The sequence below is a fragment of the Micromonospora sp. NPDC007271 genome, assembly GCF_040634005.1.
Lineage (GTDB): Bacteria > Actinomycetota > Actinomycetes > Mycobacteriales > Micromonosporaceae > Micromonospora.
This window is the reverse complement of record NZ_JBEYER010000006.1, coordinates 92,333-112,954: the sequence shown is the minus strand read 5'-3', so window position 1 is coordinate 112,954 and position 20,622 is coordinate 92,333. Positions and strand designations below refer to the sequence as shown.

The window sequence follows — 20,622 nt, the reverse complement described above, 5'->3', positions numbered from 1 at the left end:
CCACCTTCGTTCGCGACTGCGGGGCTCGCAAAACCGGCTCACTCCTCGCGCTCACAGGAGGTGCCCCACGACGGTCGCCTCCGGGTACATCCGGCGCTGCTCCTCCCACTGCACGAGCATCGCGGAGAGGAAGGGCCGGCAGAGCCGGGCGGTCAGCGTCGCGCTGTCGATCCGGTCGTACACCTCGATGTAGACCGTCGGGATCCGGCGCAGCCGGGCCGCGACCACGAACGGCAGAGCCACCCCGGCGCCGGTGGTGACCACCGCGTCCACCCGGCGGCGACGCATCACCTTGAGCGCGAGGAAGGCGTTGCGGACCAGGTTCTTCACGTTGCGGGTGGTGGGATGGTGTGCCCACACCACGTCCTCGCCGTCGAGCAAGGAACGGGCGTCGGGAGTGTCGAACGTGACCCAGGCCCGGTGCCGGTCCCGGTACCAGGGCTCCAGAGCCAGTAACTGGGCGAGATGTCCCCCGCTGGAGCCGACCAGCAGGACCTGTCCCGCGCCCTCGGTTGACCCGCTCACCAAACATCCTCCCCGTAAGCCACGACCGCGCCCGGATTTTCGTGAATGGCCCTCGGACGCGTCATGACAACCTATCGGCGCGGAGTGGACAACCCAAGGGGGCCGTTGGACGGATCCCGGCCCCACCGGTCGGGCACCCCGCACCGCGGCGCCGTTCATGGACCGGGCCACCCCGACCGGCCGGGCATGTGTCAGGATTCCGTCACCGCTCCGGACGAGGGGTCGACGGCGACGCCGACCCTGCGGGGGCAGGTCGGGCCCGAAGCCGGAAACCCGCCGAATGGTCAGGAATGACCGGCCGTACCTGGGCGGGCTGCCCTCACCTGGGCAGGCTTACCGGAACGTGAGCAGACTTTCCCCCGACGTGCGGATCGGGGACAATCAAGGTCACGGTCAGGTCCAGCTGCGCCGTGGACTGCCCGGCTCGGTCGAAAGGGAGCGACAGACTCTGATGCCCTCACCCCACCTGGCCGAGAGTGATTCTGACAGCATCGCCCTGTCGGCCTACCTGGGCTGGCTGCGCCGCCGCTGGTGGATTCTGCTGCTCGCCGCCCTTCTCGGCACGGCCGGCGGGCTGGCCGCGAGCCAGCTCCAGCACGCCCTGTACACGTCAAGCACCTCGCTACTGGTGCGCCCGGTGGGGACCGGCTCGGAGAACAACAACAACGCGAAGGTCAACCTCGACACCGAGGCTCAGGTGGTCCGCTCGCTCGTCGTGGCGGAGCGGGCCAAGGGCCTGATGAAGAGCAGCACCCCGGCCGACCAACTCGTGAAGTCGGTGGCCGTCACCGTGCCGCCGAACAGCCAGGTCCTCCAGGTGGCGTACGAGGCGGACAGCCCCGCCGAGGCTCGGGACGGCTCGCACGCCTTCGCCCAGGCGTACCTGGACCTGCGCAAGGCCACCGCCCAGAAGGCGCTGGAAACGTCGACGAACGCGCTGAAGCAGCAGATCGCGGACGTCAACAAGCAGCTCAGCGCGGTCGCCGGGCGAATCGCGGCGGCGCCGAACAACTCCGTGGAGAAGGAACGGGCCGAGGCCGACCGGAACGTGCTGACCAACCAGCTCGCCTCGCTGAACAACCGGCTCAGCCCGCTGCTCTCCACCGACACCGACCCCGGCGAGATCATCTCGGACGCCCGGCTGCCGGAGAGCCCCAGCTCGCCGAACCGGACCCTGAACCTGGCCAGCGGCATGGGAGTCGGCCTGCTCCTCGGCATCGTGCTGGCGATCGTGCTGGATCGGCTCGACACCCGGGTGCGCCGCGGTCGGGACATCTCCGACCGGCTCGGCCTGCCGGTGCTGCTGGAACTGCCGGCGCGTACCACCTCGCCGGCGATGCTGCCGGCCACCCACCAGATCTCCCGCGAGCTGGGCCGGCTGCGCAACGTCCTGCTCTCCGCGGTGCCCCAGCCTCGGGAGGCCGGCCGGGGGCGCCAGCTCCTGCTCTGCGACGCCTCGGCCGGCACCGCCGCCGGGTTCGTCGCCGCGAACCTCGCCGCCGCGTACGCCCGTTCCGGTCAGCAGGTCGCGCTGCTGACCACCAAGCCGGACTCGGTGGTGAGCGCCGTCACCGGGGTCGCCGATGGACGGCACAGCCTCGCCTCGGTGCTCCGCCGGGAACTACCGGCGCTCAAGGCGCTGGCCCCGGTGCCCGGCCTCGGCCAGCTCCGGGTACTGGTCCCCGGCGAGCTGGACGCCGAGGTCGAGCTGCCGGTCGGCGGCCTGCTGGAGATCCTTGACGAGCTGACCGCGCGCTTCGACCACGTGCTGATCGAGACCGCCCAACCGACCGTCGCCGTGGAGGCACAGGCGCTCGGCCGATACGTCGACGCGGTGATCATGGTGGCCGAGACCGGGCAGACCCGCAGCGGTGAGATCGCCGCGGCACTCAAGCAGTTCGAGCAGGTCAACGCCCCGGTCATCGGCGTGGTCCTGGCCCCGCGGCTGCCCGCCCCGGCCGGCGGGACGACCCGTCCGGCCGCCTCGGCCAACCGGCCCAGGCCCCGGCCCAGCCCCGGCCCGTCCGCCGAGTCGACCATGGTGCTGCCCCGGATGGAGCCGTCCCGCACGGGTCGCGCCACCGGCTCCGCCAAGCCGGGCACCCCGCCGATTCCGGCGACCCCGGGCAAGCCGGCGCCGGTGAACGGCAGCGGCGGCACGTACCGGTCCCGCCCCGACGGGGGGACCGACGGCCCGGGCCGCGGCTACGCGCTCGAGTCGGGCGAGGACCTGGGGTGAACCGACGGCACATGCTCCGCGTCGCCCTCGCCCCGGCGCTCGTGGTCGGTCTCGGCACGGCCTGCAGCGAGCCGCAGCCCCGCGTCGGCGGCGCCGACGTGGTCGACCCCGGCTCGCCCGCGTCGCCCACCCCGAGCCCGACCCCGAGTCTGCCGGCGGCGCCCCTGACCGGGCTGCCGGTGAGCGCCCCGGCGGTGGCCGAACGGCCGGCGATCGCCGTACCGCTGCGGGTCAGCCCCTCGACGACCCCGTCCGGTCTGGACGCCGCCGATCTGGTGTACGCCGAGTTTGCCGAGTCCGACACGCTGCACCTCACGGCGGTGTTCCAGTCCCGGGACGCCGCCAAGGTCGGCCCGGTCACCGAGATCCGCCCGGTCGACATCCGGTCCGTCGCCGTGCTGCGTCCCTTCGTCGGCTACGCCGGCGGCCCCACGGGCTTCCGCGCCCAGTTCGAGGACTCCGGCCTCGCCGGGGTCACCCCGGCCGACGATGGCGGCAAGGTCTTCAAGTCGGACCGCACCTCCACCGCGGCGCTGTGGAAGGCGGCACCGAAGGGTGCCCAGCCGCCGACCGCCTTCCTCGACTACGCGAGCCCCGGCACGGCCCTGGCCGGCCGGGACATCGCCCCGGCGAAGGAACTCGCCGTCAGGGTCCCCGGTGGGCCGCCGATGATCTGGCGGTACGACCCGCAGAAGTCGGTCTGGGTGACCCGGGTGGGCACCGCGGCGATCACCGCGACCTCGGTGATGGTGCTGACGATGGAGTACCGGACGCTCAACGTCCGCAAACCGTCGCCTCGTTCGCTGCCCTCGGCGAAGGTCTTCGGCGAGGGCCCCGCCGTCGCTGTCTCCGGGCCGTCCAGTGCCAAGGGGAAGTGGCGCAAGCCGGGCCAGGAGATGGTCTGCAACGTGATCGGCCCCGACGGGGACCTGCTGCACCCCCTGCCCGGCAACACGTGGCTGATCTACGTGCCAGCCACCGCCAAGGTCACCGTCAGATGACTTCGGTCGCCCCGAACCACCCCGCTCGCGGCTCCGCCCAGGTCGTCGAGGTCGACCCCGTGGCACCGGGGCCGGCGCTCACGCCGGTGTCGGTCCGGCCGCCGCGCCTGCTGCCACGGGTGTCCCAGGCGTGGCCGCTGACCGTGCTGTTCGTGCTCTACCCGGTCTGGTGGGCGCTCGGGATCTCGACCTTCATCTTCGTCATCATGGCGGTGCCGATGGCGTGGCAGCTGTACCGGCGTAAGTCGGTACAGGTGCCACCCGGATTCGGGATCTGGCTCGTACTGCTGCTCTGGGTGCTGCTCTCCGCACTGATGCTCGACCTCCGGGCCCCCAACACGCTTCCCCCGTCGGGTGCCGGCCGGTACGTCGGCTGGGCCACCTGGTTGGCCAACTACATCGGGCTGACCGTGGTCATGCTCTACGTGCTCAACCTGCGCGAACGGGAGATGTCCCAGCGGCGGGTGGTCCGGCTCTTCGGGTTCATGGCGGTAGTCGTGGTGCTCGGCGGCTATCTGGGCTGGCTCCTCCCCAACTTCAGCTTCGTCGCGCCGCTGCGACACGTGCTGCCACACTCCATCGCCAACGACCCCTACGTCGAGTCGCTGATGGACGTCCGGTTCGCCCAGGTCCAGCAGGTGCTGGCCGGCGAGGCCAGCTCGCCGCGTCCCTCCGCCCCCTTCGAGTACACCAACTCGTGGGGCGAGAACATCGCGATCCTGCTGATCTGGCTACTGGTCGGCTGGGTGGTGCTGGGTGGCCCGGTGCGGCGGGTGCTCGGTGTCGCCATCGCGGTGGCGTCGCTGTTCCCGATCGTGTACTCGCTCAACCGGGGTCTCTGGATCGGCCTGGGCATCGCCGCGGCCTACGTGGCGGTCCGGCTGGCGCTACGCGGTCGCATGGCGGTGCTCGCCGGAATGGCCCTCGCGGTCGGCATGGTCGGCATCCTGATCATCGCCACCCCGCTCGGCCGGACGTTCGACGAGCGGCTGCAGAACGGGCACAGCGACGACATCCGGGCGACCCTCTCAGAGGGGGCGATCGCCGCGGCCAACCACTCGCCGATCCTCGGCTACGGAGCCAACCGGGCGCTGATCGGCAGCAACCGCTCGATCGCCATCGGCAAGTCCGAGGACTGCCCGCAGTGCGGCAACCGGAAGCTGGGCAGCAACGGCCAGCTCTGGGCGCTGCTCGTCGGCCAGGGCTACGTCGGCGCGCTCTGCTACAACGGCTTCTTCCTCTACTCCCTCTGGCGCTTCCGGCGTGACCACAGCGCGATCGGGATCGCCGGCAGCCTGGTGCTGATCCTGATGCTCTTCTTCCAGTTCACCTATGGTGCGATGGAAGCCACCCTCGCCTACGGCCTGATCTCGGTCGCCCTGCTCGCCCGCAACGACCGGCTGCGCCGGGCCGTCGCACCGGCGCCGGCCAGGAGCACCGTGTCCGGGCTGCAGGCCCGACTGGAAGCAGCCGGTGAGCACTGATGGTGTTCCGCGTACCTCCCGATGGTGACGGCCGCGCCGCGTACCTGGGCGAGCTGGCCGGGCTGATCTGGCCCGAGCCGGCCGAGCCGACCCTGCGCCGGGGCGGCCGGGGCTGGGTGGTGGTGCCCTCGGCGTCCCGCCCCCGGCTGCTGGTGCCGACGGGTTCCGGCCGGGCCGCGGCGAGCGCCGTCCGGCACTCCACGGAGGCGGTCGGGCGGAAGGCGAAGCTGGTCCGGCAGGGGCTGGCCACCGCTTTCCGGCTCGGGCTGGGGCCGCTCGTCTTCCGCGACCGGCTGGCCGTGGCCGGCGCCGGGCTCGACGCCCACCTGGCCGAGGTGCTGGGCGCACCGGCCCTGGTCAGCATGCACATCGGGCCGGCCCGGGCGAACCGGAAGCCGGTGCTGCAACTGCTCGCCCCGGACGGACGGGCGCTCGGGTACGCCAAGCTCGGCGTCGACCCGCTGACCCGCGCCCTGGTCGACGCGGAGGCCGCCGCGCTGCGCCGGCTGGCCGGCCTGCCGCTCGGCCCGGTCACCGTGGCCGGCGTACGCCACCACGGCGACTGGCACGGGCACGCGCTGCTGGTGCAGGAGGCGCTGCCGGTGCGGCTGCCCCGGGCCGCGCCCGCCGCCGCCGAGGCGGGCGAGCGGGCGGCCATGGTGACGGTCGCCGGCTGCCTGGGCGTACGCCGGGGGTCGTGGGCCGGGAGCGACCACGCGGCCCGGCTGGCCGGCGCGGTGGACGCGCTCGGCACCCGGCCGGAGGCCGAGCGGCTGCGCACGGTGCTGAAGACCGTCGCGGAGGCCGACCCGGCGGTGGCCTTCGGTGCCTGGCACGGCGACTGGAACGGCGGCAACAGCGCCGTGCTCGCCGACGGCCGGGTGCTGGTGTGGGACTGGGAGCGGTTCGAGGCGGACGCGCCGGTCGGGTACGACGCGCTGCACCGGGCGGTGCAGACCGCCATCGGCCACGACGGGGTGGCCCCGACGGAGGCCGCGCGGGCGCTGATCGCCGGCGCCGACCGGTCGCTGGCACCGTTCGAGCAGGACGGCCGGGCTGCCGACCTGGTCGCCGTGCTCTACCTGGTGGAGCTGGCGGCGCGCTATCTGCGGGACCGGCAGGCGGAGGCGGGTGCGCGGCTGGGGCACGTCGACACCTGGCTGCTGCCCGCCGTGGAGGAGCACCTGGCCCGCCGGGCCCGGTGAGAGTGAGGAGTGGGGACGTGACGCTGGCCAGGGAGCAGGCGCTCCGCGCGGTGAAGTCGGTGAGCCGAACGGTCGGGCGGTTGACCGTCGGGTCGCGGATGGTGCCCAGATTCCTGATCGTGGGGGCGCAGCGCTGCGGCACCACCTCGCTGTTCAAGACGCTCTCGCAGCACCCGGGCGTGCTGCCGCCCGCGTACCACAAGGGCGTGCACTACTTCGACATGGCCTACCACCGGGGCATGAACTGGTACCTCGGGCACTTCCCCACCACCGCGAAGGCGGAGGCGGTCCGGTCGCAGCTCGGCGTACGCGGGATCACCGGCGAGTCCAGCCCGTACTACATGTTCCACCCGCTCGCCGGGCAGCGGATCGCCAAGGACCTGCCGTCGGTGAAGCTGCTGGTGCTGCTGCGCGACCCGGTGGAGCGGGCCTACTCGGCGCACTCGCACGAGTTGGCTCGGGGGTACGAGACCGAGTCGTCGTTCGAGCGGGCGCTGGCGCTCGAGGAGGAGCGGACGGCCGGCGAGCGGGAGCGGATGACCGCCGACCCGACGTACGCCAGCCAACACCTCCAGCACAACGCGTACCTGGCCCGGGGGCGGTACGTCGAGCAGCTGGAGCGGCTGGAGGCGCTGGTCGGCCGCGAACGGCTGCACGTCATCGACAGCGACGACTTCTTCGCCGACCCGCGTCCGGCCTTCGACGCGGTCTGCGACTTCCTCGGCCTGCCGCGCTGGGCGGACATCTCCTTCGGCAAGCACAACTCGCGCTCCCGGTCGCCGATGTCGGCCGAGCTGCGGGCCCAGCTGGAGGACCACTTCGCCCCGTACGACGAGCGGCTGATCAAGTGGTGGGGACGCGTGCCGTCGTGGCGGCGGTGACCCGGGCGGACGCCGGTGCCACGGCGACGCCGACCGCGCCGGCCGGCACCGCCGGCACGGGCGCCGGCCTGGGCGGCGCCGCCCGGCAGGGCTTCGCGAACCTGGTCGGCGTCGGCCTCGCCGCGATCGCCGGCTTCGGGCTGAACATCGTCATCACCCGGGGCTGGTCGGTCCGTGAGGCCGGCATGTTCTTCGCGGCCACCAGCGCTTTCATGATCGCCGCGTCGGCGGCCCGGCTCGGGACCGACGTCGGGACCATCTACTTCGTCAGTCGGTACCGGACCCTCGGCCAGCGCGAACGGATCCGGGGCACGATCCTGGTCGGGCTGCTGCCGGTGCTGGCCGTCGGGGCGCTGCTCGGCCTGGCCGGCTGGCTGGCGGCCCCGGCGCTGGCCGAGCTGACCATGCCGGGGGCCGGGCCGGACGGGGTGACCGCGCTCCGGGTCCTGCTGGCGTTCGTGCCGCTGGCGGCGCTCAACGACTACGCCCTCGCCGCCTGCCAGGGCTTCGGCCAGATGCGTCCACTGCTGACCGTGGAACGACTCGGCCGCACCCTGGTGCAGTTCGTCGCGGTGGCCGTGGCGGCCTGGCTCGGCGTCTCGGCCACCATCACGCTGCCGCTGGCCTGGGCCCTGCCGTACCTGCTGGCCGCCGTGGTCGCGCTGGTCTGGCTCGGCCGGCTGGTCCGCCGCGCCGGCCGGGACGTGACCCGGCCGACCCCGGCGGGCGAGCAGTTCGTGGGGTTCTGGCGGTTCACCGGCCCCCGCGCCTTGAGCAGCCTTGCCGCCATGGTAGTGCAGCGCCTGGACATCGTGCTGCTCAGCGCGTTGCGCGGGCCGGCCGACGCCGCCCTCTACACCGCGGCGACCCGCTTCCTCGCGCTCGGCCAGCTCTCCGGCACGGCACTGGCCAGCTCGGTACAACACCGGCTGGCCGCCGCCCTCGCGCGGAACGACCGGGCCGGCGCGGGCGAGCTCTACCAGGTCGCGACCGGCTGGCTGGTGCTGCTCTCCTGGCCGGTGTACCTGGTCTTCGCCGCGTTCGCCGAGCCGATGCTGGCGCTCTTCGGCGCCGGCTACGACGTGGCCCGTCCGGTGGTGCTGCTGCTCGCGCTGACCATGCTGGTGGCGACCGGCTGCGGCATGGTCGACGTGGTGCTCAACATGGCCGGCAAGACGACCTGGACCTTCTACAACGCGATGGGCGGCACGGCGGTCAACGTGCTGACCAACGTCGCCCTCATTCCGGTGTACGGCATCCTCGGCGCCGCCGTGGCCTGGACCGCGGCCATCCTGGTGAACAATCTGGTGCCGCTCGCGCAGCTCTGGTGGTCGCTGCGGCTGCACCCGTTCGGCCGCGGCACCCGGGTCGCGATGGCGCTGGCCACCGCCGGGTTCGGGCTGCCGCTGGGGCTGGCCAGCCTGCTCGGCGCGCCGGTGCCGGTGCTCGCCGGTGTCGCGGTGGCCGGCGCGGCGGCGTACCTGGCGGGCGCCTGGCGCTGGCGGACCACCTTGCACCTCGACGCGCTGCGCGCCCTGCGCGGCCGCCGGAACGGTTCGGGCCCGGTGCCGGTCGCCCAGCGCTGATCTTGCCGCCCGAGGTGTCCGCTGGGACGGCCGGGCCGTCGCCACATGGGTAGAGTGCGGGAGGTCTTCCGCCCGCCCAGGCGCGGTGTCCTGCCCACGCGGGGCCGCCGGGCCGTTGACCGTGGGGCGGGGGAGCGTCCTGGGGAGAGGTTGCGGTGGTGCGAGGATCACGACGGACGCTGGCGGCCCTGCTCGCCCTGGCCTGCCTGATGCCGGCGGTCGCGGCCTGCGAGTCGGCACCGACCCGACGGCCGTACCAGACGCCCACCCTGCCACCGCCCACGGTGGAGCCACGGGTGGCCCCGGTGAGCACCACCGGACGGGGGCCCGCGCTACCCAAGAAGGGCGCCTGGCTCGGCGCCTGGGTCAAACCGCAGTATCACAACCCGACGGGGCGGGCGGCCGCGCTCGACGAGTTCAATCAGGCGGCCGGTGGCAAGCTCGCCCTCGCGCACATGTTCAACACCTGGAACAAACCCTTTCCCGGCCCGACCGAGCGGGCGTTCCAGGCCATGGGGAAGTTGCAGATGATCTCCTGGGCCGGCACCGACACCCGCTCGACGGTCAGCGGCCTCTACGACTCACTGATCCGGCAGCGGGCCGAGGACATCAAGGCGTTCGGGGTGCCGGTGCTGCTGCGCTACCGGTGGGAGATGGATCGGCCCAACCTGGCCGCCAGCGTCCATTCGCCCGAGGACTACATCGCCGCCTGGAAACACATCCGGGCCATCTTCACCGAGGTCGGTGCCACCAACGCGGCCTGGGTCTGGTGCCCGCACGCGGACGGCTTCGCCGACCCCAAGCGGAACGCCGCGGCGTACTACCCGGGCGACGACCAGGTGGACTGGCTCTGCGCCGACGTCTACCCGGGCCCGGAATGGGTGAGTTTCAGCGACCGGATGGACCACTTCATGGCGTTCGCCCGGGAGCATCCCCGTCCCGTGGTGATCGGTGAGTTCGGGTTGACGGAAGCGGGCCGGCCCGGCCAGCGGGCCGACTGGCTGCGCGCGGTCCGCCCGTACCTGAAAAAGCACCCGCAGATCAAGGCCGCTCTCTACTTCGCCGGGAAAGAGACGAAGCCGGAGTACGACAGCACCTTCGAGAACGATCCGGAGAGCGCCGAGGTGTTCCGGGAACTGGCGACGGACCCCTACTTCGCTCGCACGCCGCCCGACCTGACCGCCTCGTCCGGGACCACGTCCAGGCCGGGCCGGTGATCGTTCCTCATCTTTTCGTGTGAGCCACAACGTTTGCATGGTCAAAAACACCGGTCCCGGGTGGACGGGCGGTGGCCGAATGAGAGAAAGTATTGCTCTCACGTCTGTGGTCTGCGGGACGTACGCCCACCTCGCGTCGCATCCCTGCCATGACCGCAGCGCCTCCGACCTTCGACCGGAGTTGCCTGTGGCTTCCTCGATCCTGAGACACCGCTCGGTGTCCGCACTCGGCGCCGCCGCCCTCGGCCTCGCCGTCCTCTTCACCCCCGTCCCGGGGCTCGCCGCTCCCGCGCTCGCCGCTCCCGCGCCGGGCCACACCACGATGGTCGGCGAGCTGCCGTCCGACAAGACGCCGAACATCAACGACGGCAACGTGCTGGCCATCTACGACGCGGGCACCAAGGTCATCGTGGGCGGCTCGTTCACCCGGGCGCAGGACCGTGGCTCGCAGACCACGGAGGTCACCCGGAACAACGTGCTGGCCTTCGACAAGGCCACCGGGAAGATCGACAACTCGTTCGTCCCGGAGGTGGACGGCGAGGTGACCGCGATCATCGCCGGGCCCACCCCGGGCACGGTCTACCTGGCCGGCCGGTTCAACAACGTCGGCACCGCCAAGTTCCGCAAGCTGGTGCTGCTCAACATCGCGGACGGCACACCGGTCGCCGGCTTCAAGAGCCCCGCGTTCGACGGCGTGGTCAAGGACATCGCCCTCGTCGGTGACCGACTCCTGGTGGGCGGCATCTTCGAAACCGTCAACGGGACGACGGCCCGCAACGGGTTGGCCTCGCTGAACCCCGCCACCGGCGCGGTGGACGACTACCTCACCGTGGCGCTCACCGAGCACCACAACTGGACCCCCACCAACGGCGGCGCGTCGGCCGGGGTGGGCGCGGAGAAGCTGGCCGTCTCGCCGGACGGCAAGCATCTGGTCGTCATCGGCAACTTCAAGAAGGCCGACAACGTCCTGCACGACCAGATCGTGCGGATCGACCTGGGCGACACCTCGGCCACGATCGCCGACTGGAACACCGACCGCTACACGGCCGCCTGCAAGTACACCGCGTTCGACTCGTACATGCGGGACGTGGCGTTCGCCCCGAACGGCAAGTACTTCGTGGTGGTGACCACCGGCGCGCCGTACGCGGGCACGCTCTGCGACACGGCGACCCGCTGGGAGACCTCGGGCACCGGCGCCGGCCAGGAGCCGACCTGGGCCAACTACAGCGGCGGCGACACGTTCCTGTCGGTCGGCATCAGCGAGGAGGCCATCTACGTCGGCGGTCACATCCGCTGGGCCAACAACCCGCTGGGCCGGGACCGGGCGGCGGCGGGTGCGGTCCCCCGGGCCAGCATCGCGGCCCTCGACCCGGCGTCCGGCCTGCCACTCTCCTGGAACCCGGGCCGCCACCCGCGCGGCTACGGCGTCACCGAGATGCTGGTGACCGAGCAGGGGCTCTGGCTGGGCAGCGACCAGGAGTGGATCGGCAACTACGAGCACAAGCGGGGCCGGCTGGCGTTCTTCCCGCTCGCCGACGGCAAGGCCCCGCAGTCGACCGCCACGAAGGGCCTGCCGGGCAACGTCTACCAGGCCGGCCGCGCGGCGCAGACCGAGGTGCTCTACCGGGTCAACGCCGGTGGCCCGGCGATCGCCGCGACCGACGGTGGCCCGGACTGGGCCGGGGACACCGCCACGGCGCCCAGCCCGCTGCACAACAGCGGCAACAGCGTCAGCACCTACACCACCAACGCGACGTTCGACTCGACCGTGCCGGCGACCACCCCCATCACGCTGTTCAACAGCGAGCGCTGGGATGAGGCGACCGCCCCGGACATGCAGTGGGACTTCCCGGTCGCGGCCGGCACCCGGATCGACGTGCGGCTCTACCTGGCCAACCGGTGGGCCGGCACCGCCACCGCCGGCAAGCGGAAGTTCAACGTCAGCATCGACGGCGTACTGAAGCTGAACAACTTCGACCCGATCGCCGCCATCGGCGCCACCGACCGCGGCACCATGCGCTCCTTCTCCATGGTCAGCGACGGCATCGTCGACGTCGACTTCGGCCGCGTGCTGGAGAACCCGCTGGTCCAGGGCATCGAGATCGTCAAGACCGCGCCGACGCCCGACGCGTCCGACGTGCTCTACCGGGTGAACGCCGGCGGCGATGAGCTGGCCGCGGCCAGCGGGCCGAGCTGGGCCACCGACACCCTGGCGGCGCCTAGCCAGTACCACAACACCGGCAGCAGCGCCAACACGTACCCGGACAATGCGACGCTCGACCCGACGGTGCCGGCCGGCACGCCGGTGGCGCTGTTCAACAGCGAGCGCTGGGACCAGGCGCCCGACCCGGACATGAAGTGGGACTTCCCGGTCCCGGCCGGCACCCCGGTCCAGGTCCGGCTCTACCTGGCCAACCGGTGGGCCGGCACCGCCACCGCCGGCAAGCGCAAGTTCAACGTCAGCATCGACGGCGTGCTGAAGCTGAGCAACTTCGACCCGATCGCCGCCATCGGCGCCACCAACCGGGGCACGATGCGGGCGTTCGCCATCACCAGCGACGGCAACGTCAACATCGACTTCGGCCGCGTGCTGGAGAACCCGCTGGTCCAGGGCATCGAGATCGTCAAGCTGCCGCCGGTGCCGGCGGTGGGCACGGTGGACAACGTGACCAAGCGGTCGTACGACGGGGCGACCTCGGTGGGCGCGGCGACCAGCGTTCCGAACAGCGACAACACCCCGTGGTCGACGGCCACGGGCGCGTTCTGGGTCGGCGGTGACCTGTTCTACGGCATGAACGGCGAGCTCTACCGCCGGTCGTTCAACGGCAGCACCTTCGGTGCCCCCGCCAAGGTGGACCCGTACCACGATCCGAAGTGGGACAAGGTCATCACGGGTTCCGCCCCCGAGGGCCAGACGTACGCCGGCATGACGACGAACTTCTACGCGGAACTGCCGAACGTGACCGGCATGTTCTACAAGGGTGGCCGCCTCTACTACACCCTCTCGGGCCAGAGCACCCTGTTCTGGCGCTGGTTCACCCCGGACACCGGCACCGTCGGCGCGGAGCGGAACACCGTCACCGGCACGACGGCGTTCGCCGACGCGGGTGGCATCTTCCTGGACGGCGACACCCTCTACGTCGTGTCCCGGAGCGCCGGCACCCTCTCGTCGATGGCGTGGTCGAACGGGGCGCCGACCGGCTCCGCCACCGTGCGCAGCGGGCCGAGCGTCGACAACGTGGACTGGCGGGGCACCGCCACCTTCGTCGGCCCGTGACCTGAGGCACCGTACGACGATGGCCCGGCCGGTTACGGCCGGGCCATCGCCCTTTCCGGGTCCGGGTCAGACCGGGGCGGCGGCGTGCTCCCGCGCCCAGACCCGCATCAGGTCGCGTACCGAGATCACCCCGGCCACCTCCCGGCCGTCGAGCACCACCAGGTGCCGGAAGCCGCCGCGCGCCATGGCCGCCGCCGCCTCCGCCACGGTCCAGTCCGGGCCGGCGTAGACGACGTCCCAGGTCAGATGGGATCCGGTGCGCTCGACGTCCGGATCGAGCCCGGCCCCGATCGCGTTGAGCAGGTCGCGTTCGGTCATGATCCCGACCCCTTCGGAGTCGGGGTCGATCACCACCGCCGAGCCGACCCGGCGGGCCGACATCATCCGGGCCGCCTGGCGGAGCGTGTGCTCCGGGCCGACGACGAGTACCTCTCTGGACATCGCTTCCCGAACCTGCATCACGCATCACCCCTGTGGGACGGTGGCCTCGGCTACGGACATGGTGGGCCATCGATGCGTACCGGGACAAGACCGGTCATCGCCACGACCGGCCCCGGCTCGCTACTGTCGTGGCGTGCCCACCGAGCCCCTCCGCTGCGCCGGCGCGCTGATCGTGGACGACGACGGCCGCCTCTTCTTCCAGCGCCGGTCCCCCGAGCGGCGCCTCTTCCCGAACTGCTGGGACATCGTCGGCGGCCACCTCGAACCGGGCGAGGGGGTGGCGGACGCGCTGCGCCGGGAGGTCATCGAGGAGACCGGCTGGACCGTCTCGCACGTGCTCGGGCAGGTCGGGGAGTACCGCTACACCGGTGACGACGGGCTGGCCCGGGTGGAGACCGACTTCCTGGTCCGGGTGGACGGCGACCTCACCCGACCCCGGCTGGAGGTGGGCAAGCACACCGAGTTCCGCTGGCTCGGCGAGGCGGACCTGGCACTGCTGGACGAGCACCGCGACGTCAACGACGGGCTGATCCGGCGGATCGCCGAGGACGCCTTCGCCGCCCTGCGTTCGATCGGTCGGTGAGCGACCCGACCGTTCCGGCTCGCGGCGCGGCCCCCGACGCGCCGAGCCGGGATGCCGAGCGGGTCGAGCTGCCCCCGCACCGGTTCGCCGGGCTGGTCGCCCCAGCGATCGACCGGGCCTTCGTGGCCGGCATGCTGGCCGGCCGGGACGGCGGCGCCGAGCTCAGTGCACGGTACGGCGGGTCGGCGGCCACCGGCTTCCTGGTGGAGTTCCGCACCCGGCTCGCCACACCGGGCGGCACGGTGAGCAGCCCCGGCTTCGCGGCGCTCACCCGCTACCGCGACCCGGCCGCCTGTCAGCGGGTCCTCGACAAACAGATCGCGTACGGGATGCTCCAGCGCCGGCCCGACGGCGGCTGCTGCGCCACCGACCGCGGGCTCGCCTTCCTCGGCGAGCTGTGGCGGGTGCACGCCGAGGTGACCGCGGAGCTCTGGGCCGGGCACGACGACCGGGTGGGGCGGCTGGTCACGGCGCTCGGCCGGGTGCTGGCGTACGCCCTGGTGCTGGCCGAGTCGGACGAGCCCGGCGCGTTCGCCGCGATGGCCCCGCCGCACGAGCCGGAGGGCAGCCCGCCCGGGGTGCTCCTGCTCAACCGGCTGGGTACGCTGCGCTACCATCGGGCGGACGCGCACGCGGCGGCGTGGGCCGCTGCGGGGCACACCGCCACCAGCATCGCCGCCCTGCCGCCCGGGCCGGAGTGGCTGGCGATCGAGCAGGAGACCGATCGCCGGGCCGCCGACCCGTACGCGGTGCTGACCGCCGACGAGCGGCTGGCGATGCTGGCGGACCTCGCCGCCCTACCGGGCTGAACGAAGGTTGGCGACAGCCGATCGACCGCTCGGCGCTATCCTCCACCGGGTGAAGCCCAGTCAAACGGAGGATGATGCCGGCATGATCGGTATGGTGCTCGCTGCCGGTGCGGGACGGCGGCTACGCCCGTACACCGACACCCTGCCCAAGGCCCTGGTTCCGGTGGACGGGGAGACCACCATCCTCGACATCGCGCTGCGCAACCTCGCCGAGGTCGGGCTGACCGAGATCGTCATCGTGGTCGGCTACGCCGCGGACGCGGTCCGGCAGCGCCAGACGGCGCTGGAGCGGAAGTACGGCGTCACGCTCACCCTGGTGCACAACGACCGGGCCGAGGAGTGGAACAACGCGTACTCGCTCTGGCTGGCCCGGGAGTACTTCTCGCGGGGGGTGCTGCTGGTCAACGGCGACACCGTGCACCCGGTGAGCGTGGAGAAGACCCTGCTGGCCGAGCGCGGGCCGGCCATCCTGCTGGCCGTCGACACGCTGAAGCCGCTGGCCGAGGAGGAGATGAAGACCACCTTCGACGTGGCCGGCCAGCTCACCCGGATCACCAAGCTGATGGACCCGGGCGAGGCGTACGGGGAGTACATCGGTGCGACCCTGATCGAGCCGCAGGTGGCCGACGCGCTGGCCGACGCGCTGGAGGCGACCTGGCGGCGGGACCCGAACCTCTACTACGAGGACGGCTACCAGGAGTTCGCCGACCGGGGTGGCGAGGTGCGGGCCGCGCCCATCGGCGACGTCTCCTGGGTCGAGGTCGACAACCACGCCGACCTGGCTCGGGCGCGGGAGATCGCGTGCCGCTACTAGCCCGTAGCGTACTGACCCCGCTGCACATCGATGTGCGACGCGGGGCGGTGGCGGACCTCGGAACGATCCTCGCGGACGGACGGATCTCCGCCGGCGGAGACGTCGCGGTCGTGGTCGGGCCGGGCCAGGGGGAGAAGGTCGCCGACCTGGTCCGCCCGTCGCTACGGTCGGCTGACGTGTTCACCGTCGCCGGGGGCACCCTGGATGCCGCCGACGACCTCGGCGGGAAGCTCCGGGCCCGGTCGTACGACGCGGTGGTCGGCATCGGCGGCGGCAAGACCATCGACGTGGCCAAGTACGCGGCGACCCGCCGGGGCCTGCCCATGGTCTCGGTGGCGACGAGCCTGGCCAACGACGGGATCGCCTCCCCGGTGGCGAGCCTGGTCACCGATGGGATCAAGGGCTCCTACGGGGTGCACATCCCGATCGCGGTGATCGTGGACCTGGACTTCGTGGAGGCCGGCCCGGAGCGGCACAACCGGGCCGGCGTCGGCGACGTGGTGAGCAACATCAGCGCGCTGGCCGACTGGGAGCTGGCCCGCCAGGTCCGCGGTGAGCCGGTCGACGGACTGGCCGCCTCGCTCTCCCGGGCGGGGGCCGAAGCGGTGCTCAACCACCCGGGCGACATGGGTGACGACGCCTTCGTCACGGTGTTGGCCGAGGCGTTGATCTCCAGCGGCCTGGCGATGGCGATCGAGGGCACCAGCCGCCCGTGCAGCGGCGGCTGCCACGAGATCATGCACGCGATCGACGCGCTCTACCCGGAGACCGCCTCGCACGGCGAGCTGGCCGGGCTGGGCGGGCTCTTCTGCACCTTCCTCCGCGGCGACCAGCGGCGGTTCGCCGAGATGTCGGCCTGCCTGGCGCGGCACGGCCTGCCCCGGCTGCCCGCCGAGGTGGGGCTGACCGACGACCAGTTCGTCGAGGCGGTGCAGTTCGCACCGGCCACCCGGCCGGACCGGTACACCATCCTCGAACACCTCGCGATGTCGCCCGACGAGACCCGTCGGCGGCTGGGAGCTTACGTTGACGAACTCTGCGATCACCGTGGCTGACCCGACCCGCCCCTCGGTCGCCGACTTCCACCGGATCAACCGGGGCGGCGGCCTGTTCAGCGAGTCGATCAGCCAGTGGATCGGCGCGGTCTTCGCGCTGGTCGCCCAGCGGCTCGGGCTGCGCCCGACCGCGCTGACCCTGACCAACCTGGTGCTCGGCCTGGCCGCCTCGGTCACCGTCGTCGCGCTCGCCGGCCCGGTGGCGGCCGGCGACGTGCCGGCCTGGGCGGTCGGGCTGGTCGCCCTGGTCGGCTGGCAGGTCGCGTACGCCCTGGACTGCGCGGACGGGCAGCTCGCGCGGGTCACCGGGCAGAGCAGCCAGGCCGGTGCCCGGGTCGACGTGCTCTGCGACGTGGCCGCCCAGATCGCCCTGGTCACCGCCCTCGGGGCGACCGCCGTGGCGCAGCGCCCGTCGACCCCGACCTGGCTGGTGGCGGTCTTCGCCGGCACCTGGATGGTCAACCTGGTCACCTCGGTGATGCAGGCCGGCCCGAACGCGGCCAGCATGGTCACCTCGTCCTCGCTTCCCGTACGCCTGGTGAAGCTGGTCCGCGACTACGGCGCGGTGATCTTCCTGGCCGGCCTGGTGCTGGCCCTCGCCCCCGGGCTGACCGTCTGGGTGATCGTCGCCTTCACGGTCGTCAACGGCGGCTTCCTGCTCGCCAGCATCGCCTTCTCCGCCCGCGCATCCCTCCGCTGACGGCCGCGGCTGGGCCCGGCCGCGGCTGGGCCCGGCCGCGTCCCGGCGCCCGGCCCGCGCCGGTTCGGTGTCGTGGCGCCAGCGCCACGCCCAGCAATCCCAGGTGACGGTGAGTAACCTTCCGCAAGTGGTCGCGCCCTACCACCCCACCCGCTTTGCTCTGCAGCCACGGACGCAACGGTAGCGGAGAGTGCCTGTTGCGTCGATGGTTGCAGAGCAAAGGCGGCGCAGCGGGGCTCGGGCGGGGATCCCGGAGATTCCAGCATCGACCCAGCTCAGTGCCGAAAATGCTCAGGTGCCTGGGCAGCGCTCCCCGAGCGGGCACCCTGGGGCGGTCACGTTGAGTAAGCCCCGGGCGGCCGTCGAGGCGGAATCACACTCGGTGATTACCCCACCGGAGGCGGGCGGGATCAGCGGTCCCCGGCGGCCGCCGTCCGACTCCGCGCCACGTCGGCGTAGATGTCGATGAGGCGCTTGGTGACCACGTCGGGGTGGAAGGTGCGCTCGTAGCGGGCGCGGGCGGCCGGGGCGAGCCGCGCCGCTCCGGCCCTCGCCACGGGAAGGGCGGCGGCCAGGGCAGCCGGGTCCGGGGCCACCACCCAGCCGGCCTCGCCCCGCTCGATGGCGTCGGGGATGGCCGCTCCGCCGGCGTCCCCGGCGACGGCGGAGGCCACCTCGGCCGGGCCGGTGCCGGCCGGCTCCCGGGGGGTGTCCGCGCCGACCAGGTAGGGGATCCCGCCGAGCGCGGTGCCGAGCACCGGCCGGCCGCTGGCCAGCGCCTCGATGATCACGGTCGGCAGCACGTCGTGCCAGGTGGAGGTCGCCAGCACCACGGCGCTGTCCGCGAGCGCGGCCCGCACCCCGGCCCGGTCGAGCGGACCGAGGAAGGTGACGTCGGCACGCTCGGCGGCGGCCGCCTCGACCAGCGGGCGCAGCTCCCCGTCACCGGCGATCCGCAGCGGGCCGAGCGCGCCGTCCGGGTGCCGCCGCCATGCCGCCAGCAGCAGGTCCAGCCCCTTCTCGGGGGAGAGCCGGCCGAGGAAGAGGAAGCCCTCGCCGAGCGGCGCGGGCGTACCCGGGTCGGGAATGGCGTTGGGCTTGACCACGATCCGCTCGTCCGGGATGCCGTAGTCGCGGAGGTGGTCGGCGACCGCGGTGGTGAGCGCGATGAACCGGTCCACCGAGCGCCAGGTCGGCCGGTGCACGGCGAGGGTGGTCGCCATCAGCGCGCTCTGCGCCCGCGAGCCCCGGTAGCAGCGGTGCACGATCGCCGGCACGCCCAGCGCCCGGCCCCGGCAGTCCTGGCAGATCACGCCGTCACGGAAGTAGAGGCCGGAGGAGCAGACCTGCCGGTAGTTGTGCACCGTCTGCACCACCGGCACGCCGCGCTTGTGCGCGGTCCGCACCACCCAGGGGGAGAGCAGCGGGTACGGGTTGTGCAGGTGCAGCACGTCGGGGCGGTGCTCGACGAGCAGGCGGTCCAGGTCGTGCTGGGCCTTCGGCGCCCAGATCGGCGAGATCGGCAGCAGCGCCTTGGCCGGCTTCGACATCGACGGAATCTCGTCGGAGCTGCGGATGAACGGCAGCACCTCCACCCCGGCCGCGGTGAGCTGTGCGATCTCCGCGTCGACGATGGTGTTCTCGCCGGAGGGCTGGGCTTCCCGGTACCGGTTGTGCGCCACCACGATTCTCACGGGAAAGAAGGCTACCGTTGTGAGGTGCCCGAACTACCGGAGGTGGAAGCGCTCGCCGGCTACCTGCGTGAGCGGGCGGTCGGCCGCTGCGTGGAGCGGATCGAGGTCGCCGCGATCAGCGCCCTGAAGACGTACGACCCGCCGCCGAGCGCGGTGTCGGGCCGGGCGGTGGTCGGCGCGGGCCGGCACGGAAAGTTCCTGGACGTCCGGTTCGACGGCGGGCTGCACCTGATGGTCCACCTGGCCCGGGCGGGCTGGCTGCACTACCGGGAGGCGTTCCCGTCGGCCGTCCCGCTGCGCCCCGGCAAGGGTCCGGTCGCGTTGCGGGTACGCCTGGACGACGGCTCAGGCTTCGACCTGACCGAGGCGGGCACCCAGAAGAAGCTGGCGGCCTACCTCGTGACCGACCCGGTGCAGGTGCCCGGGGTGGCGAAGCTGGGCCCGGACGCGCTCGGCGCCGACCTGGCCACCTTCGCCGAGCGGATCCGCAGCCGGCGGGGGCAGGTCAAGGGGGTGCTGACCGACCAGGCGGTGCTGGCCGGGATCGGCAACGCGTACTCGGACGAGATCTTGCACGCGGCGAAGCTGTCCCCGTTCGCGATCACCGACCGGCTCACCGACGACCAGCTCGGCGCACTGCACGCGGCGACCCGGTCGGTGCTCGGCGACGCGGTACGCCGCTCGATGGGGCAGCGGGCCGCCGAGCTGAAGGGCGAGAAGCGCTCCGGCCTCAAGGTGCACGCCCGGACCGGGCTGCCCTGTCCGGTCTGTGGCGACACCGTCCGCGAGGTCTCGTTCGCCGACTCGAGCCTCCAGTACTGCCCCACCTGTCAGACGGGCGGGCGGCCGCTGGCTGACCGACGGTTGTCTCGCCTCGTACGGTGAGTAATCGCACGTGGTGACTACGGAGCGGAATCAACCGTGGATCGCCAAACGTCCGGCTCCGCCCCTCTACCCGGGCCACGATCCATCGGTATAGTGGCTCGGTCCCCGGCTTCACAACCGATACGGAGCCGGCCAGATCCCCGCGAGACCAACGGACGGCTTCCTTCCCGGCGGCCCGTCCTGGCCGGGCTCGCGTGGGAGACTGGGACGGTGGGCGACTCGGGTC

Annotated in this window: 17 protein-coding genes; 14 read left to right on the top strand and 3 right to left on the bottom strand. The window is 72.6% G+C overall.

Annotated elements, in window-relative coordinates; genetic code table 11:
* Positions 1–51: 51 nt before the first annotated feature.
* Positions 52–528: a UDP-N-acetylglucosamine--LPS N-acetylglucosamine transferase gene (locus ABZ570_RS04385; RefSeq protein ID WP_358056663.1), complete on the bottom strand. Its 477-nt coding sequence runs from the start codon at positions 526–528 to the stop codon at positions 52–54.
* A gap of 448 nt (positions 529–976) precedes the next feature.
* Here ABZ570_RS04385 and ABZ570_RS04380 point away from each other — a divergent pair, with 448 nt between their 5' ends.
* The 8 genes from ABZ570_RS04380 to ABZ570_RS04345 all read left to right on the top strand — a co-directional run bounded on the left by ABZ570_RS04380 (position 977) and on the right by ABZ570_RS04345 (position 13,415).
* Complete coding sequence (locus tag ABZ570_RS04380) at positions 977–2,764, top strand: Wzz/FepE/Etk N-terminal domain-containing protein (protein WP_358056661.1); 1,788 nt, start codon at positions 977–979, stop codon at positions 2,762–2,764.
* Positions 2,761–3,765: a DUF3048 domain-containing protein gene (locus ABZ570_RS04375; RefSeq protein WP_358056659.1), complete on the top strand. Its 1,005-nt coding sequence runs from the start codon at positions 2,761–2,763 to the stop codon at positions 3,763–3,765. The genes ABZ570_RS04380 and ABZ570_RS04375 overlap by 4 nt, the downstream gene beginning before the upstream one ends.
* Positions 3,762–5,249 (top strand): O-antigen ligase family protein, encoded by a 1,488-nt coding sequence (locus tag ABZ570_RS04370; protein ID WP_358056657.1) that lies wholly within the window; start codon positions 3,762–3,764, stop codon positions 5,247–5,249. Before ABZ570_RS04375 ends, ABZ570_RS04370 begins: the two co-directional genes overlap by 4 nt.
* The gene (locus tag ABZ570_RS04365) at positions 5,249–6,454 is read left to right on the top strand and encodes a hypothetical protein (protein WP_358056655.1); all 1,206 of its coding nucleotides are present in this window, start codon (positions 5,249–5,251) and stop codon (positions 6,452–6,454) included. The genes ABZ570_RS04370 and ABZ570_RS04365 overlap by 1 nt, the downstream gene beginning before the upstream one ends.
* A 17-nt stretch (positions 6,455–6,471) precedes the next feature.
* A complete protein-coding gene (locus ABZ570_RS04360) occupies positions 6,472–7,335 on the top strand; it encodes a sulfotransferase (RefSeq protein ID WP_358056653.1) in 864 nt (287 codons plus the stop codon).
* Positions 7,305–8,921, top strand: a complete 1,617-nt coding sequence (locus tag ABZ570_RS04355; RefSeq protein ID WP_358056651.1) for a polysaccharide biosynthesis C-terminal domain-containing protein — start codon at positions 7,305–7,307, stop codon at positions 8,919–8,921. Before ABZ570_RS04360 ends, ABZ570_RS04355 begins: the two co-directional genes overlap by 31 nt.
* Before the next feature lie 158 nt (positions 8,922–9,079).
* Positions 9,080–10,138, top strand: a complete 1,059-nt coding sequence (locus tag ABZ570_RS04350; protein ID WP_358056649.1) for a glycosyl hydrolase — start codon at positions 9,080–9,082, stop codon at positions 10,136–10,138.
* Between the two features lie 187 nt (positions 10,139–10,325).
* Positions 10,326–13,415, top strand: a complete 3,090-nt coding sequence (locus ABZ570_RS04345; RefSeq protein WP_358056647.1) for a malectin domain-containing carbohydrate-binding protein — start codon at positions 10,326–10,328, stop codon at positions 13,413–13,415.
* A 66-nt stretch (positions 13,416–13,481) separates the two neighbouring features.
* Here the strand turns inward: ABZ570_RS04345 and ABZ570_RS04340 are convergent, their stop codons facing one another.
* Positions 13,482–13,874: a CBS domain-containing protein gene (locus ABZ570_RS04340; protein WP_358056645.1), complete on the bottom strand. Its 393-nt coding sequence runs from the start codon at positions 13,872–13,874 to the stop codon at positions 13,482–13,484.
* A gap of 115 nt (positions 13,875–13,989) precedes the next feature.
* Between ABZ570_RS04340 and ABZ570_RS04335 the strand changes: the two genes are divergently transcribed.
* The 5 genes from ABZ570_RS04335 to ABZ570_RS04315 all read left to right on the top strand — a co-directional run bounded on the left by ABZ570_RS04335 (position 13,990) and on the right by ABZ570_RS04315 (position 17,817).
* The gene (locus ABZ570_RS04335) at positions 13,990–14,439 is read left to right on the top strand and encodes an NUDIX domain-containing protein (RefSeq protein ID WP_358056643.1); all 450 of its coding nucleotides are present in this window, start codon (positions 13,990–13,992) and stop codon (positions 14,437–14,439) included.
* Positions 14,436–15,248 carry a hypothetical protein gene (locus ABZ570_RS04330; RefSeq protein WP_358056641.1) on the top strand — a complete coding sequence of 271 codons (813 nt, stop codon included), beginning with the start codon at positions 14,436–14,438 and terminating at the stop codon, positions 15,246–15,248. The genes ABZ570_RS04335 and ABZ570_RS04330 overlap by 4 nt, the downstream gene beginning before the upstream one ends.
* A gap of 82 nt (positions 15,249–15,330) precedes the next feature.
* On the top strand, positions 15,331–16,062 hold the full coding sequence (locus ABZ570_RS04325; RefSeq protein ID WP_358056639.1) for a phosphocholine cytidylyltransferase family protein: 732 nt from the start codon (positions 15,331–15,333) through the stop codon (positions 16,060–16,062).
* Entirely contained in the window at positions 16,050–17,117 is a 1,068-nt protein-coding gene (locus ABZ570_RS04320; RefSeq protein ID WP_358056637.1) for an iron-containing alcohol dehydrogenase family protein, read from the top strand. Before ABZ570_RS04325 ends, ABZ570_RS04320 begins: the two co-directional genes overlap by 13 nt.
* A complete protein-coding gene (locus ABZ570_RS04315) occupies positions 17,089–17,817 on the top strand; it encodes a CDP-alcohol phosphatidyltransferase family protein (protein WP_358056635.1) in 729 nt (242 codons plus the stop codon). The genes ABZ570_RS04320 and ABZ570_RS04315 overlap by 29 nt, the downstream gene beginning before the upstream one ends.
* Before the next feature lie 410 nt (positions 17,818–18,227).
* Here ABZ570_RS04315 and ABZ570_RS04310 read toward each other — a convergent pair whose 3' ends face one another.
* Positions 18,228–19,511, bottom strand: a complete 1,284-nt coding sequence (locus tag ABZ570_RS04310; protein ID WP_358056633.1) for a glycosyltransferase family 4 protein — start codon at positions 19,509–19,511, stop codon at positions 18,228–18,230.
* 24 nt (positions 19,512–19,535) lie between these two features.
* On the opposite strand from ABZ570_RS04310, the gene ABZ570_RS04305 reads away from it, so the two are divergent.
* The gene (locus tag ABZ570_RS04305; protein ID WP_358056631.1) at positions 19,536–20,396 is read left to right on the top strand and encodes a DNA-formamidopyrimidine glycosylase family protein; all 861 of its coding nucleotides are present in this window, start codon (positions 19,536–19,538) and stop codon (positions 20,394–20,396) included.
* Positions 20,397–20,622: the final 226 nt, after the last annotated feature.

Bases quoted from the DNA above. Each gene is read 5' to 3' on its own strand.
- ABZ570_RS04340 (WP_358056645.1), bottom strand. From the start codon at position 13,874: ATGCAGGTTCGGGAAGCGATGTCCAGAGAGGTACTCGTCGTCGGCCCG.
- ABZ570_RS04365 (WP_358056655.1), top strand. From the start codon at position 5,249: ATGGTGTTCCGCGTACCTCCCGATGGTGACGGCCGCGCCGCGTACCTG.
- ABZ570_RS04380 (WP_358056661.1), top strand. From the start codon at position 977: ATGCCCTCACCCCACCTGGCCGAGAGTGATTCTGACAGCATCGCCCTG.
- ABZ570_RS04325 (WP_358056639.1), top strand. From the start codon at position 15,331: ATGATCGGTATGGTGCTCGCTGCCGGTGCGGGACGGCGGCTACGCCCG.
- ABZ570_RS04370 (WP_358056657.1), top strand. From the start codon at position 3,762: ATGACTTCGGTCGCCCCGAACCACCCCGCTCGCGGCTCCGCCCAGGTC.